The following is a 14,236-nucleotide window of genomic DNA, read 5'->3' as shown; positions in this document are numbered from 1 at the left end:
GCTACGCGGCTTTGTTTCCGCCGGCTTTCTTCTGCCCGGGACGTTTCTGGCCGGGCAGGCGTCCCGCAGTGGTGAGGGCGGCATTGGACGGCTGGGCCGGTGCCTTCGGCTGGGCAGGTTGCGCACCAGCGAGAGCCGGCAGGGCAGGGTCCGACGCCGGTACGGCAGCGGCTGCGGCAGGTTCAGCGTGGGTGGCGGGTGCGGAGGTGGCACCGCGGTCACGCCTCCAGCGGCGGAGCAGGTCGACTACCGCCCACAGGCCGGCCAGCGGGGTGAGCACCGCGGCCGAGTAGACGAACAGCATCCAGGTCAGGGTGGTCAGCGGCGGCTGGCTGTTGTTCAGGAGCGACAGGCCGCCGAGCATGCCCACCACCCAGAACAGCAGCACGGCGGTAAGGACGGCTCCGGCGGGAAAGTACTGGTTTGTCACGATCTTTTTGAGGGTTTCCATGATCCTCCTGCCTGGCCGGGGGACGGCGAGAGCCGTTCAATGACAAGTATGAAGCCCGGCCCGGGCGAAACTGTGCAAGACGCCACGGCGAGTGATGAACATAACGTGGGCACCCGCCGTCGTGCCTTATCCGGGGCCGGGACACGGGATTTAACGTGCCGAAAGCCTTCCCGGAATGGGACTGCGCGCATAGCGTAGGCGCATACCGTAAACCCTGTCCGCTCGACTCTTGGAGACTCCCATGCGCAAGGTGACCGCCGGCCTGTTCCATTCCGTGGACGGCGTGGTGTCCGATCCCTTCAACTTCCAGTTCGACAGCTTCGACGAGGAGCTGGGACAGGGCCTGACCACAATGATCAACACCGTGGATACCGTGGTGCTGGGCCGCGTCAGCTACCAGGAGTGGGCGGGCTACTGGCCCACGGCCTCCACGGATGAGGACTTCGCCGGCTTCATCAACCCGGTGGAAAAGTTCGTGGCGTCGCGTTCGCTGTCCGGGCCGCTGGAATGGCAAAACTCGCAGCTGATGGACGCGCCGCTTGAGGAGTTCGTGGCCGGGCTGAAGGAGCGCGACGGCGGCGAGATCGCTGTGTGTGGCAGTATCTCCGTGGTGCGGCAGCTGCTGTTCGCCGGTTTGCTGGATTCGCTGACGCTGATGACCCATCCGGTGATTGCCGGCAGTGGCCGCCGACTGTTCCAGGACGGCGACCCGCTGACCCGCCTGGTGCTGCAGGACCAGTCGCGGACCAGCAAGGGCAACGTGCTGAGCACCTACGGGCTGCGCGGCGAGTAACCTCGCCACAACGCCGCATCCGGCGAGGGACGAAGAGCCAATTAAGGACGGCTTAAGCGCGAAACGCGATTCTTGGTGCACCCACCGCACACAGCGAAAGGAAATCCAATGAAGACGAACAGCGTTACGCGTGGACTGGCGGCGACGGGCCTTGCCGTAGGCGCGCTGGCCGCGTCGACACCGGCAGCCTCGGCGGCCGGTGCCGTCCCCGAGCCGATTGATGTTTCCTTCACAGCGGCCTGCCCTGGCTTCACAGCCGAGCTGCAGGCCGCCGGGAAGATCGGCGTCATCAACCTCCCCGGCGACCGCCAGTTCCTGACCGCCCCCGACCTGGGAGTCACCGTCACAGGTCCGGGCGGTTCGGCCAGCTATGTCGTCACCGGGGTGACGATGGTCCAGAACCTCGCCGATGGCGGCCAGTTTGTGACAGCGACTGGACCGAACCTCATCACGGTTCCCAAGGCAAACGGCCATCCTGCCGGGCTCTACTTCACCACCGGGACTGTGAGCTGGACGCTGGATAAGAAGGGCCGCGAAGTTGGCGGCATGTTTACCGGTTCGGGCACTGTGACGGACGTCTGCGCTGCCGTTGGCTGACATCCCGTTTCGGGGCGCGGCTGTCCGTGCGGCCTTTAGGCGGCCAGCGGCGCCCCGAAAAGTTCCTCCGCCAGCCGGGCGAGGTGGTCCGGGAGGTCCGCTTCGGTCCCGTGTTCCCCGCGGCCCAGGAAGACCGCAGTGCCGCGGATCCCGTCCAGGTCCAGGCCGCATTCATGCAGCAGCTGCCCGGCCCGGAAATTCACCGGGAGCAGCCTGGTGACACTCTCGGCGTTCAGGTACACGTGCCAGTCGCCGCGGATCACGGATTCAAGCGGTCCGCCCACCAGGGCCTCCAGGCCTTCACGGTTCGCTTCCACCTGCTCGATGCGGATGGCTTCGGCGGTGCTTGCCGGTACTACGAGTGCTAGGTAAGTTCTGTTGTCCATGGTTCGTCTCTCCACTGGGATTAACATCCGGGAGACTGCCGTGTTCCCAGCCGGAAGGTATTCGGGCCCGCAATCAGCCGGCCGGCGGCCGCGGGGCTCGTGCGACGGCGGCGACGGCGGCGATGTCACCGGGGCTGGTCCGGCAGCAGCCTCCGATGATGCGCGCAGCGTGCTCCCGCCAGGTATGGATCCCGTCGGCGAGGCCCGATGGTGCATCCGCCGCGCCGGCATCGCCGGCCCGCCAGGTCTTGGTGCCTGGGTCATAGGCCTCGCCGGAGTTCGGGTAGGCCAGCAGCGGCTTGTCCGTGTGCAGGCCCAGGGCCGAGAGCGCCGGGGTGACGAGGTGCAGCGGCACGCAGTTCACGCCCACCGCAGCGACATGGGGCTGCCCGTCAACGAGCCGCGCCACGTCCGCGAGTGGAGTGCCGTCGCTGATGTGGCCGCCGTCGCGCAGCGAAAAGGAGAGCCAGGTGTCGACGCCGAGTTCCCCGGTGAGTGCCACCAGCGCCTCCGCTTCGGCGAAGGAGGGCAGCGTTTCACACGCCAGGACATCGACGCCGGCCTGCGCCAGGGCCTCGATGCGGGGAGCGTGGAAGTCCCGGAACTCCCCGTCGGTCAGCACATAGTCCCCGCGGTACTCCGACCCGTCAGAGAGGAACGCGCCGTACGGGCCGACGGATCCGGCTACCAGCAGCGGCCCCGCGTCCGGCCGGCGGGCGAGGTGCAGGTTCCGTGCTTCCTGCGCCAGGCGCACGGACAGCCCCACAAGTTCCAGGGCCTCTGGCCCGCTCATCCCACGGGCCGCAAAACCCTGGGGCGTGGCCTGGTAGCTGGCGGTGGTGGCGATGGTGGCGCCGGCGGCGAAGTAGTCGCTGTGCACATCCCGGATCAGGCCGGGCTGCTCCAGCAGGACCTTTGCTGACCAGAGGGGGTCATTCAGGTCGCAGCCGCGCGCCTCCAGTTCCGTGGCGAGGGCGCCGTCGGAAATGATGGCTTTACCTGAGGCAAGTACGGCGGACAGCGAGAGAGTGGGAAGCATCTGATCACTATAAGCATCTCTTCATGCTCAAAGTGACTGTTACGTCCCACTTGCCCGCGCTTGGAACGGTGCCATGCGGCGGAGTCGCCGGAAGAGTGCCCGGGAAGCCGGAGCGCTCCGGCGTCCCCGCACCGTTCCGGCGATCCGGCCGTACGGTGACCCTGCGGAATACCCGGAACGCCGGGCCTACGCTTGGCTCGCTAGACTCGAAGCCATGCCGAAGACCTCCAGTATGGGCCGCGGACTCATGGCCGTCCTGGCCGTTGGCGCCCGCCACGCTGCCGGTCGTCCGGGCGGCTCCGTGGCTGAGATCGCGGCGGACCTGGAAAAGGACCGCAGCCAGGTTTCGCGGAGCCTGCGCACCGCCGGGCAGGAAGGCTTCCTTGCCCGCAGCGGCCGCACCTACGGCCTGGACTGGCAGTTCCTCACGGACGCCCAGCTCATCACCGCCAACCGGCTGCAGACCGACGGCGCCGCCGCCCTGGACGCCCTGTCCGCCGAGACCGGTGAGGCCTGCTTTCTGGGGGTGCGGCAGGGTGACAGTACGGTGACCATCGGCGAGAGCGTCCCCGCCGGCAGCAACCTGGTGGGCTCCTGGCTGGGCCGGCCCTACCCCGCGTACTGCAGCGACGCCGGCCAGGCAGTCCTGTGGGAAGCCTCGGAAGCAGAAGTAAGCACCGTCTTCTCGAATGCCGCCTTCGTCCGCCACGGCCCGAATACCCCCGACAGCGTTGAGGAGTTCCTGGCCCGGCGGGAAGCGGCGAGGATCCGCGGCTATTCGATCGTGGATGAGGAAGCCGAGCCCGGGCTCTACTCCCTGGCCGTCCCCGTCAGGGACTTCAAAGGCGAGGTGGCCGCGGCACTCCAGATTGTCGGAATCAAGGACAGGCTGCAGCCGCGCCGGGAATCGTGCGCCGCGGCGCTCATCGCGCGGGGCCGGTGGCTGGAGTCCAGGCTGGGCTATTCGCCCCAGGCCTGAGCCGCCAGGGCGCCCAAACGTTCGGCCGAGCGTCGGAGGGCCTCCGCCGCTGGACCCGGCGATACCCCGGCACGGCTCCCGAGCACACTGAGCGCGGCAATGACGGGCCCTTCGGCGGCCCGCACCGGCACCGCAAGCTCCAGCACCCCGTGCTCGAACTCCTCGTCAGCGGCAATGAATCCCGTGCCCCGGTCCCGTTCCATGAGCTCCCAGATGCCGTTGGTGGAGTGGGCGGCACCCGGGCCGCCGATGCCAATGAAGTTCACGTCCGCCAGCAGGCTGTCCAGCGCGGCCCGGTCAAAGTCCCACAGCAGCGCCCTGCCGGCACCGGTGCACCAGGCGGGCGTGACCATGCCGGGGGCAACGAAGCTGCCGGGCATCGAGTCATTGCTCGAATGCCGGAGCAGGACCACGCGGAAGCCGTCCCGGACCGAGAGCCTGGCCCGCAGCCCCAGGGCGGCCACGAGCCCCTCAAGCTCGGCCCTGCCCTGGCGGACCCACCCGGTATTGAGCGAGGCAGCGAGGCCGAAGAAGCGCGGGCCGGCGCGGAAGGGTCCCCGGTCAGCGCGTTCCAGGAGCCCGAGGTCGCACAGTTCCTGCGCCAGCCGGGACACCCGGCTTTGTTCCATGCCCAGTTCCGCGGCGAGCTGGGACACCCCCAGCAACTGCCGCCCCCGCTTCTCGCGGTCGGCCACCAGCCGCACGATCCGGAGGCCCTGTGCCAGGGACGACGCCTCGACGGATGAAGAATCCACGCCCATGCACCCCTTCCCGGCCAACACCACGCCCCATTGTTCCACGGCGGCTGCGGGCGAAGTCGGCGCCGGGTATCAGGAAACAGACGACGACGGCGGCTGCTTCGCCGGGACGGCCTTGCGCCCGTGCCGGACGTGGAAGTAGGCGTAGCAGGCGGCGACGAAGGGAACACCGAAATACAGGGCCGGTGCCTGCGCCGGGTCCAGGGCGATGCCGACGAGGGAGACCAGGCAGAGCGCGAACGCCAGGATGGGCACGAGCGGGAACAGGGGCGCCCTGTACGGAAGCGCCGCCACGTCACCGCCGGCGCGGATGAAGGCCCGGCGGTGGAAGAAGTGCGAGGCAGTGATGGACATCCAGACCCCCACCACGGCAAAGCCTGCCACGGACACCAGCACCAGGTAGACAGTTTCCGCGGCCACCACGCTGCTGATCAGCGACGCCACGCCGCCAACCATGCTGACCGCCAGCGCGGTGAGGGGAATGCCGCGGCGCGTGACCTTCTTCAGGGCCGCGGGGGCGTGGCCCTCATCGGCCAGTGAGTAGAGCATCCGGGCGCAGGAGAACAGGCCGCTGTTGCCCGCGGACAGGAGCGCGGTGATGATGACGAAGTTCATGATGTCCGCGGCGAAGGGCAGGCCGGCGGCGGAGAACACCGTCACGAACGGGCTTTCGTCCAGTCCCACTTCGCTGTACGGAATGGTGGCGGCGATGACCGTGATGGCCCCGACAAAGAAGATGAGCAGCCGGATAACGGTGGAGCGCATCGCCCGGGGAATGGCGGTGGCGGGGTCCTTGGTCTCGCCTGCCACCACGCCAATGAGTTCGGAGCCGGAGAAGGCGTAGAAGACCGCGAGCACGGTGACCAGGACGCCGGTGAAACCGTTGGGGAACAGGCCGGACTCTGTGGCGAAGTTTCCGAAGAGGTGCGGGTACCCGCCGCTGGCGAGCGGGTGGAATCCCAGCAGCGCGGCCCCGCCCAGGACGATCAGGGCGATGATGGCGGCCACCTTGACGATCGCCAACCAGAACTCGGATTCGCCGAAGAACCGGGAGGACACGGCATTGAGGCCAAATAGGACGGCAGTGAAGACGAGGCACCAGACCCACACGTCCACGCCCGGGAACCAGCGCTGCATCAGCAGTCCGGAGGCGGTGAACTCGGACCCGATGGCAACAGCCCAGCAGAGCCAATAGAGCCAGGCGGTGGCGAAGCCGGTGGCAGGGCCGATGGAACGGGCGGCGTAGATGTGGAAGGCGCCGGACACGGGGTAGGCGATGGCCAGCTCGCCCAGGCACGCCATCACCAGGTACACCACGAAGGCGCCCACCAGGTACGCAATCACGGCCCCAAGCGGACCGGCCTGCGAAATGGTGTAGCCGGAACTGACGAACAGTCCGGATCCGATGACGCCGCCCATGGCGATCATCACCAGGTGCCGGGGCCCCATGGAACGGCGGAGTGCGGACTCCACCTGGGGCTTGGCCGGGGCGGGATCCAGCGTGAGGGGTGTGGGTTCCACGGGTGTCTCCAGACGAACAAAAGCACGATGACCTAGCGAAACTAGCACGGGCGCCGAACTTTCCATCATTAAAGGCATTTCTTCATGCACATATTGCACAGCGTTACTTCGGTGCCCGGCCATAAGGTGCGACGGCGGCACCCGGCCGCGTGCCGCCGTCGCACCTTGGGAGGGGAGCCCGGAAGGCGACCGGGTAAACTTGTCCGGTCATGCACTGTTCCTACTTCGATGCCGGCCGCTGCCGCTCCTGCACCCACATGGGCAGGCCCTACGGGGAGCAACTCGCCGGCAAGCAGCTGCACTGCCAGACCCTCCTCGCCGACCACCGGGACCTGCAATGGCTGGCGCCGGTGGCGAGCCAGGAGTCCGGCTTCCGCAACAAGGCCAAGATGGTGATCGGCGGGACCGCGCAGAACCCGACCATCGGCATCCTGGATGCCGACGGCCACGGCATTGACCTGCGCAAATGCGGCGTCTGCTCCCCGGGCCTGCGCGCCGTCTTCCCCGTGCTGGCCGGCTTCATCCGCAGGAACCGCCTCACCCCCTACGATGTGCCCAAGCGCAGCGGCGAACTCAAGCACGTCATTATCACCGAGTCGCCGGACGGCGACATCATGCTCCGCCTTGTGCTGCGCTCGGAACAGCTGCTGCCGCGCATCCGGAAGAACCTCCCGGACCTGCTGGCCGCCCTGCCGCAGGTGAAGGTGGTCTCTGTCAACCTGCTCCCGGAACACAAAGCCGTGCTGGAAGGCGACCGGGAGATCCTGCTCACGGAGCAGTCCACCCTCCAGATGCGGGTCAACGGCATCAACCTGCACCTCCGCCCGCAGAGCTTCTTCCAGACCAACACCGACATGGCCGCCGCACTGTACCGGCAGGGGCGCGAGTGGGTCAACGAACTCGCTCCGGAGTCCGTCTGGGACCTGTACTGCGGCGTGGGCGGCTTCGCCCTGCACAGCGCAGGACCGGACCGGACCGTCACCGGCATCGAGGCCAGCAGCGAAGCCATCGCTTCCGCCCGGCTCAGCAGTGACGAAGCGGGACTTGATGGCATGGATTTCGAGGCCGGGGACGCCACCGCGTTCGCCCTCGCCGCGACGCAGTCCCCGGACCTGGTGATCGTGAACCCGCCGCGGCGCGGGATCGGCAAGGAGCTGTGCGGCTGGCTGGAGTCCTCGGACGTGCAGCACGTTGTCTACTCGAGCTGCAACGCCCAGTCCCTGGCCCGCGACCTGGCTGCGCTCCCCTCCTACACCGCGCGGCGGGCCCGCGTGCTGGACATGTTCCCGCAGACCACGCACTACGAGGTGATGATCCTGCTCGAGCGGACCGCCTGACCTCCTGCCTCAACGCCGGACGCGTTCGACGGCGGCCGCGCTGGCTTCCTGCCCACCGGCCCGCAGCCCCGCAACGACTCCGGCGGCGTCGGCGGCGGAGCGGTTCTGGCTCAGCTTTTCCTTCGCTTCGATGCGGCTGATCACCAGCTCCACGCCCACGATGGCCCGCAGCTGACCCGCGATGAACTTCGCGGGTGCATCGTCCACGCTCCAGGGGTGCGCCCGGCCGTCCTCATGCAGGTCGCTCAGGCGCCGGACATGCCCGGCCAGCCAGCCGGCGTCGTCATGGACCACCAACCTGCCGTAGACGTGGGCGGTGCTGTAGTTCCAGGTGGGGACCACGCGGCCGTGCTCGGCCTTGGCGGGGTACCAGGATGGCGAGATATAGGCGTCCGGACCCTGGATGATGGCCAGTGACTCGCCGTGTGCGGCCGCGGACCAGTGCGGATTGTTGCGCGCCATGTGGGCCTGCAGCGCCCCGTGCTCCCCCACCGCGGGGTCATAGGCGAACGGCAGGAGGGTGGCGAGCAGTCCCTGGTCCGTTGCGGTGACCAGGTTGGCGGCGCCGGGCCGGGTGAGGAGGTGCCGGATGGCGTCGGTACCGGCGGCGAAATGGGCGGGGATGTACATGGGAGTCCTTTCTGGGTGGTCAGGGCGTTGGGTTGAGGCGGACGCGGACAGCAGCCGCGGCGCAGAGGATGATGGCCAGGCCGCCGATGATGGTGGTCCAGGTGACGGCCTCGCCCAGCAGGAGCGCCGCCCAGCCGATGCTGAGGACCGGCTGGATGAGCTGGATCTGGCTGACGCGGGCGATGGGTCCGATGGCCAGGCCGCGGTACCAGGCGAAAAAGCCCAGGAACATGCTCACCACCGCGAGGTAGGCGAAGGCGCCCCACTGTACAGGTGTGGCCGACGGCGGCTGGCCGGCCGCGGCAATCAGCATCAGGACCAGCATCGGCGGCAGGGCAAGGACCAGGGCCCAGGCGATCGTCTGCCAGGAGCCGAGTTCACGGGCCAGCAGGCCCCCTTCTGCGTATCCGAGGGCCGCGCATGCCACGGCTCCGAGCAGCAGCAGGTCGGCCCGGTGCAGGTGCCCGATCCCGCCGGACTGGAGGAACGCGAACGTGAGGGCTGCCAGCGACCCGACGACCATGACGGCCCAAAAGGCGGGCGGCGGCTGCTCGCGGGTTCGCAGCACGGCGGCGGTGGCGGTGGCCGCGGGCAGCAGGGCGATGACCACGGCTCCGTGCCCGGCCGGGACTGCGGTCAGGGCGTAAGAGGTCAGTAGCGGGAAGCCGGCGACGACGCCCCCGGCCACCAGGGCCAGCCTCGCCCAGGTGCGGGGCCGGGGCAGCCGCTGCCGGGTGGCGGCGAGGGCTCCGGCGGCCAGGACGGCGGCGACGACGGCCCGCGCGGAGCCGATGAACAGCGGCGACAGGCCTTCCACCGCAACCCGGGTAAGGGGAACGGTGAAGGAGAAGGCGGCCACGCCGAGCAGTCCCCACCAGATGCCGGCCGCAGTCCGGGGTGGTACCACTGGGCGAAAAATTGCAGTAGCGCTACTATGTACTTTCATGAACAACGATAGCAGTATGCGGATCGTCCTGGCACTCAGGCAGTGGATTTCCAGTGCGGCGCCCGGCGCCCGGCTGCCGTCCACCCGCTCCCTCGTGGCCGAACACCAGGCAAGCCCGGTAACGGTGCAGAGGGCCCTGCAAACACTCACCGCCCAGGGACTGATCGAAAGCCGCCCCGGCGTGGGAACGTTCGTCCGTGCCGTCCGGACGGCACGGCCCTCCGACTACGGCTGGCAGACGGCAGCCCTGCGGTCGCCGTCGTCCGCCCTGCCGCCGTCGTCAAGCACCATGCGCACCGTGCCCTCTGACGCCATCGGGTTCCACTCCGGATACCCGGACCGGGAACTGCTTCCCGAGCGGCTGGTACGGTCGGCACTGGCCCGGGCCGCGCGCGGGGACGCCGCACTGTCGCGTCCCCCCGCCGCCGGGATGCCCGAACTGCAGCAGTGGTTCGCGCAGGAGCTGGGGCAGGCAACGCCCGTGGGAGTCACTCCCCCGACGCCCAACGACGTGATCGTGCTGCCCGGCAGCCAGAGCGGCCTCAGTTCCATCTTCCGCGCCCTGGTGGGAGCCGGGCAGCCGCTGCTGATGGAATCGCCCTCATACTGGGGCGCGATCCTCGCGGCAGCCCAGACGGGCGTGCGGATCGTGCCGGTGCCCAGCGGCCCGGAGGGGCCAGACCCGGCCGATGTGGACCGGGCCTTCGCGGACTCCGGCGCCCGTGCCTTTTATGCCCAGCCCAACTACGCGAACCCCACCGGCGCGCAGTGGCCGCGCGGCCGCGGCGCGGAGATCCTGGAGGTGGTCCGGCGGCACGGAGCATTCCTGGTCGAGGACGACTGGGCCCACGACTTCGGCATCACGTCGGACCCCCTTCCCCTGGCCACGCAGGACGACGCGGGCCATGTGGTCTACATCCGCTCGCTGACCAAGAGCGTCTCCACGGCCATCCGGATCGCGGCCGTCATCGCGCGCGGACCGGCCAGGGAACGGATCCTCGCCCACAGGGCGGCCGAGTCGATGTACGTCAGCGGACTCCTGCAGGCTGCCGCCCTGGACATTGTCACGCAGCCCGGCTGGCAGACACACCTGCGCAGCCTCCGCGACCAGCTCCGGTCCCGCCGCGACCTGCTCGCCACCAGCGTCCGCGAGCATATCCCGCAGGCGCACGTGGACGCCCTGCCCAGGGGCGGCCTGAACCTGTGGCTGCGCCTGCCGGACGCAACGGACCTGCCCCGGCTGGCGCGCGAGTGCGAGGACGCCGGAGTGATCATCGCCGCCGGCACCGAGTGGTTCCCGGCCGAGCCCGCCGGCGCCTTCATCCGGCTCAACTACTCGGGCCCGAACCCGGGGGCGTACCCCGAGGGGGCCCGGATCATTGGTGAGGCCCTGGCGCGGCAGGGGTAGGAGGCGTAGCGGAAATGCGTGACTTTTAGGCTGTTGCGGCGCCGCCATCGCAGGAATCCGCCCGGATTGCAGCGGCTGCCGCACCCATAAGTTACGCCTTTACGTCACGCACCAAGGGCGCCGGACAGGAACAAAGCCTGCCGCTGCAAGGTCTCCCGAGGAATCCATCAAGATTGGCGCTTAACCGGTTCTCCCCCCGCCGGCGAATATACGCTGACCGTGCACTTCGCATCAGGCACCACCTTTGGGGGACAAATGAACACGAAACACTCCATTTCCGGATCAACTCGCCCCACTGGACGCGCGCCGCTCTCTGTACCGGACTCCCTGCGGAAGGGTGCAAACAAGGCACTGGTCGCCGGGGCGGCGGCCGCCGTCGTGCTCCTGCTGACTGGTTGCGGCGGGACCCAGGCATCGCTGACCGCTGCCGCAGGGACGACGACATCGGCTACACCCTCACCAACGCCCATCGCCAACACTGCCTGCAGCTCCCTGAACAGCCAGCAGGTGTCGGCTGGAGCCACGTATGTCTGCACCCGGGACGAATCGGGGAAGCTGGTGTGGCTCGAGTCCGCCGAGTCCAAGCGGGTAACGGACAAGATTGCCGCAGCCGCGGCCGCGAAGGCGGCGGCCGACAAAGCTGCGGCCGATAAGGCGGCCGCGGACAAGGCAGCTGCTGAGAAGGCTGCAGCCGACAAAGCTGCTGCAGACAAAGCGGCTGCAGACGCGGCCGCGCAGGCGAAGGCCGCCCAGGAAGCGGCAGCAGCGCAGGCAGCGGCCGCGGCAGCCGCCAAAGCCGCTCCTATCCCGGCACCCGTTGCCCAGCCCGTGCCAGGCACCGCCCAGGGCTGCGATCCGAACTACTCCGGCTGCGTTCCCATCGCCTCGGATGTCGATTGCGCCGGCGGCAGCGGCAATGGGCCCGCGTACGTGCAGGGGCCGATCCAGGTCATTGGACGGGATATCTACGGCCTGGACAACGACCACGACGGCGTGGCCTGCGAAAGGTAGCTTCGGAGCCAGGCTAGACGAGGGCGGCGACCAGCTGTTCGCTCTTCTCCCACAGGCCCCTTGCCAGTTCGGCGTCGTAGGCCTGGGCGTTGGCCTTGGGCAGGGAGCGCTTGGCGTAGTAGGCGCCGGAGATCCAGTCCGAGCCGGGGGTGCCGTTGATGAGCCAGAGCATGGTGTCGGCGCCCTGGTCCGGGCTGAGCATGAAGCGGTTGAGCAGCGTTTTGTAGGCATGCCGGAAGGGGCTGGTGGAGTCGGCCGCGAAGTTGGTGCGGACCACGCCCGGGTGGAAGGCCGCCGTCGTGATTCCCTGGTCGTGGAAGCGGCGGTGCAGCTCGGACGTGAAGAGGATGTTGGCGAGCTTGCCGGTGCCGTAGGCGCGGTAGGTCCTGTAGCTGTGTTCGGCGTTGAGGTCGGAGAGGTCCAGCTTGCCGTGGAAGTTGGCGTGGCTGGCGGTGTTGATGATCTTCGCCTGGCTGGCGGCGAGCGTGTCCATCAGGAGGCTGGTCAGCAGGAAGGGCGCCAGGTGGTTGACCTGGAAAGTCAGCTCGTTGCCGTCCACGGTGATGGTCCGTTTGCCCATCATGCCGCCGGCGTTGTTGGCCAGCACGTCGATCCGCGGATAGTTTGCCTTCAGTTTCGCCGCGAGGTTGCGGACCTGCACGAGTTCGGCGAAGTCGGCCACGTGGTGGTCCGCGCCGAGCTCCGTGGCCAACGCGCGGGTCTTCTCTGCGGACCGGCCGACGACGACCACCTGCTCCCCCGCCTGCGCAAGCGTCCGTGCGGCTGCTGCTCCGATGCCGTCGCTGGCGCCGGTGATCACGATGGTGCGAGGGGTCACGGGGTTTCCTTTGGTTGGGTTGCGGTGACTTTGGGGACAACGACGGCGGGGCGGCCGGTGTTCCCACCAGCCGCGCCGCTCTCCCCTAAGTAGGCAGCGTCAGCCCGCCAGGCCGGCCACCAGGAAGATGATGCCGGCGATGGCGAAGCCCATGACGCCGAGTAACGTTTCCATCACGGTCCAGGTTTTCAGGGTGGTCTTGACGTCCATCCCGAAGAAACGCCCCACCAGCCAGAAGCCGGAGTCGTTGACGTGGGAAACCACCACGGAACCGGCGGCGACGGCGATGACCATGGCCGCGACCTGCATGCCGTTCAATCCGCCCGCGGCAACGGCGGGAGCGATGAGGCCTGCGGTGGTGGTCAGGGCGACGGTGGCCGAACCCTGGGCGATGCGCAGGATGGCGGAGATCAGGAAGCCGGCCAGGATCAGCGGGATGCCCACATTGCCGAGCACGTCAGCCAACGCCTTGCCGATGCCGGAGGTCCGCAGCACACCGCCGAACATGCCGCCGGCACCGGTGATGAGGATGACGGAGCAGACAGGCCCCAGGGAGGATTCGAGCAGCTTCTCCATGGTGACGGCGTCGCGGCCACGGCGGGTGCCCAGCACGAACAGTGCTGCGAGGACAGCGATCAGCAGCGCCACCGGGGTTTCGCCGATGGTGCGGAGGACCTGGAACCACTCTTCCTTCTTGACGGCTTCGTCCAGCGCGCCGGAGGACGCCAGGGTGTTCAGGCCCGTGTTGAGGAAGATCAGGACCAGCGGCAGCAGGAGCAGCCCGATGATGGTGCGGAACTTCGGCGGGTGCGCCTCAGCCTCGGCACTCGCGTGGCCGAGGAGTTCGGGAACAGGCAGGACGAGCTTCTTGCCGGTGTACAGGCCGTAGAGGTAGGCGGTGACGTACCAGGTGGGGATGGCGGTGAGCAGACCGGCGATCAGGACCAGGCCCACGTTCGCGTCAAAGAAGGCGGCGGCGGAGACCGGGCCGGGGTGCGGCGGCAGGAAGATGTGCATCACGGAGAAAGCGCCGGCGGCGGGCAGGCCGTACCGCAGCACTCCCCCGCCCAGCCGGTGGGCGACGGCGAAGACCACCGGCAGCATGACCACCAGGCCGGCGTCGAAGAAGATGGGGAAGCCGAAAATCAGCGAGGCGAGGCCCAGCGCGAAGGGGGCGCGCTTTTCACCGAACACGCCGATCAGGTAGTCGGCCAGGACCTTGGCGCCGCCGCTGGTTTCCACGATGCGGCCGAGCATTGCGCCCAGACCCACCAGGAGCGCCACGGTGCCGAGGGTGGTGCCGAAGCCGTCCACCAGGACCGGCACCACTTTGTTGGCGGGGATGCCGGTGGCGAAGGCGGTGGCGAGGCTGATGAGGATCAGCGCGATGAGGGCATGCACCCGCAGCCGGATGATGAGGAACAGCAGCACAAGAATCGCTGCCGCGGCGATGAGCAGCAGCGGTCCTGCGCCCAGCGTCTGGGTCCATCCTTCGATGGTCATGGTTCTCCTTTGAAACAGGGTTGGGGATCAGGGGGCCAG

Annotated in this window: 15 protein-coding genes; 6 read left to right on the top strand and 9 right to left on the bottom strand. The window is 68.6% G+C overall.

Annotated elements, in window-relative coordinates; all coding sequences use genetic code 11:
* Position 1 precedes the first annotated feature (1 nt).
* A complete protein-coding gene (locus ACYSM9_RS03630; RefSeq protein WP_461855639.1) occupies positions 2 to 451 on the bottom strand; it encodes a hypothetical protein in 450 nt (149 codons plus the stop codon).
* 241 nt (positions 452 to 692) lie between these two features.
* On the opposite strand from ACYSM9_RS03630, the gene ACYSM9_RS03625 reads away from it, so the two are divergent.
* Together ACYSM9_RS03625 and ACYSM9_RS03620 are read left to right on the top strand one after the other, a co-directional pair.
* Entirely contained in the window at positions 693 to 1,244 is a 552-nt protein-coding gene (locus ACYSM9_RS03625) for a dihydrofolate reductase family protein (protein WP_461855638.1), read from the top strand.
* A gap of 108 nt (positions 1,245 to 1,352) precedes the next feature.
* The gene (locus ACYSM9_RS03620) at positions 1,353 to 1,841 is read left to right on the top strand and encodes a hypothetical protein (RefSeq protein ID WP_461855637.1); all 489 of its coding nucleotides are present in this window, start codon (positions 1,353 to 1,355) and stop codon (positions 1,839 to 1,841) included.
* Between the two features lie 35 nt (positions 1,842 to 1,876).
* Here the strand turns inward: ACYSM9_RS03620 and ACYSM9_RS03615 are convergent, their stop codons facing one another.
* Entirely contained in the window at positions 1,877 to 2,227 is a 351-nt protein-coding gene (locus ACYSM9_RS03615) for a DUF3846 domain-containing protein (RefSeq protein ID WP_461855636.1), read from the bottom strand.
* A gap of 73 nt (positions 2,228 to 2,300) precedes the next feature.
* Positions 2,301 to 3,266 carry a homocysteine S-methyltransferase gene (gene mmuM / locus ACYSM9_RS03610; protein WP_461855635.1) on the bottom strand — a complete coding sequence of 322 codons (966 nt, stop codon included), beginning with the start codon at positions 3,264 to 3,266 and terminating at the stop codon, positions 2,301 to 2,303.
* 232 nt (positions 3,267 to 3,498) lie between these two features.
* On the opposite strand from mmuM, the gene ACYSM9_RS03605 reads away from it, so the two are divergent.
* Positions 3,499 to 4,245: an IclR family transcriptional regulator gene (locus tag ACYSM9_RS03605; RefSeq protein ID WP_461855634.1), complete on the top strand. Its 747-nt coding sequence runs from the start codon at positions 3,499 to 3,501 to the stop codon at positions 4,243 to 4,245.
* On the opposite strand, the gene ACYSM9_RS03600 is transcribed toward ACYSM9_RS03605, so the two are convergent.
* Both ACYSM9_RS03600 and ACYSM9_RS03595 read right to left on the bottom strand, forming a co-directional pair.
* The gene (locus ACYSM9_RS03600; protein ID WP_461855633.1) at positions 4,227 to 5,000 is read right to left on the bottom strand and encodes an IclR family transcriptional regulator; all 774 of its coding nucleotides are present in this window, start codon (positions 4,998 to 5,000) and stop codon (positions 4,227 to 4,229) included. The genes ACYSM9_RS03605 and ACYSM9_RS03600 overlap by 19 nt on opposite strands.
* Positions 5,001 to 5,075: 75 nt before the next feature.
* The gene (locus ACYSM9_RS03595; protein ID WP_461855632.1) at positions 5,076 to 6,524 is read right to left on the bottom strand and encodes an amino acid permease; all 1,449 of its coding nucleotides are present in this window, start codon (positions 6,522 to 6,524) and stop codon (positions 5,076 to 5,078) included.
* A 209-nt stretch (positions 6,525 to 6,733) separates the two neighbouring features.
* On the opposite strand from ACYSM9_RS03595, the gene rlmC reads away from it, so the two are divergent.
* Positions 6,734 to 7,861: a 23S rRNA (uracil(747)-C(5))-methyltransferase RlmC gene (gene rlmC, locus ACYSM9_RS03590; protein WP_461855631.1), complete on the top strand. Its 1,128-nt coding sequence runs from the start codon at positions 6,734 to 6,736 to the stop codon at positions 7,859 to 7,861.
* A gap of 9 nt (positions 7,862 to 7,870) precedes the next feature.
* Here the strand turns inward: rlmC and ACYSM9_RS03585 are convergent, their stop codons facing one another.
* Both ACYSM9_RS03585 and ACYSM9_RS03580 read right to left on the bottom strand, forming a co-directional pair.
* Positions 7,871 to 8,491, bottom strand: a complete 621-nt coding sequence (locus ACYSM9_RS03585) for an FMN-binding negative transcriptional regulator (protein WP_461855630.1) — start codon at positions 8,489 to 8,491, stop codon at positions 7,871 to 7,873.
* Between the two features lie 19 nt (positions 8,492 to 8,510).
* On the bottom strand, positions 8,511 to 9,437 hold the full coding sequence (locus tag ACYSM9_RS03580; protein ID WP_461855629.1) for a DMT family transporter: 927 nt from the start codon (positions 9,435 to 9,437) through the stop codon (positions 8,511 to 8,513).
* Between ACYSM9_RS03580 and ACYSM9_RS03575 the strand changes: the two genes are divergently transcribed.
* Together ACYSM9_RS03575 and ACYSM9_RS03570 are read left to right on the top strand one after the other, a co-directional pair.
* Positions 9,436 to 10,845, top strand: coding sequence for an aminotransferase-like domain-containing protein (locus tag ACYSM9_RS03575; RefSeq protein ID WP_461855628.1), 1,410 nt, complete (start codon positions 9,436 to 9,438; stop codon positions 10,843 to 10,845). The genes ACYSM9_RS03580 and ACYSM9_RS03575 overlap by 2 nt on opposite strands.
* A gap of 255 nt (positions 10,846 to 11,100) precedes the next feature.
* On the top strand, positions 11,101 to 11,856 hold the full coding sequence (locus ACYSM9_RS03570) for a hypothetical protein (protein ID WP_461855627.1): 756 nt from the start codon (positions 11,101 to 11,103) through the stop codon (positions 11,854 to 11,856).
* Between the two features lie 13 nt (positions 11,857 to 11,869).
* Here ACYSM9_RS03570 and ACYSM9_RS03565 read toward each other — a convergent pair whose 3' ends face one another.
* The gene (locus tag ACYSM9_RS03565) at positions 11,870 to 12,694 is read right to left on the bottom strand and encodes an SDR family NAD(P)-dependent oxidoreductase (protein WP_461855626.1); all 825 of its coding nucleotides are present in this window, start codon (positions 12,692 to 12,694) and stop codon (positions 11,870 to 11,872) included.
* 99 nt (positions 12,695 to 12,793) lie between these two features.
* A complete protein-coding gene (locus ACYSM9_RS03560; protein ID WP_461855625.1) occupies positions 12,794 to 14,197 on the bottom strand; it encodes a GntP family permease in 1,404 nt (467 codons plus the stop codon).
* Positions 14,198 to 14,236 lie beyond the last annotated feature (39 nt).

This window comes from Arthrobacter sp. C152 (assembly GCF_054890965.1).
Note: the sequence above shows the minus strand (reverse complement) of the source record. Positions and strands in the feature narration are given on the sequence as shown.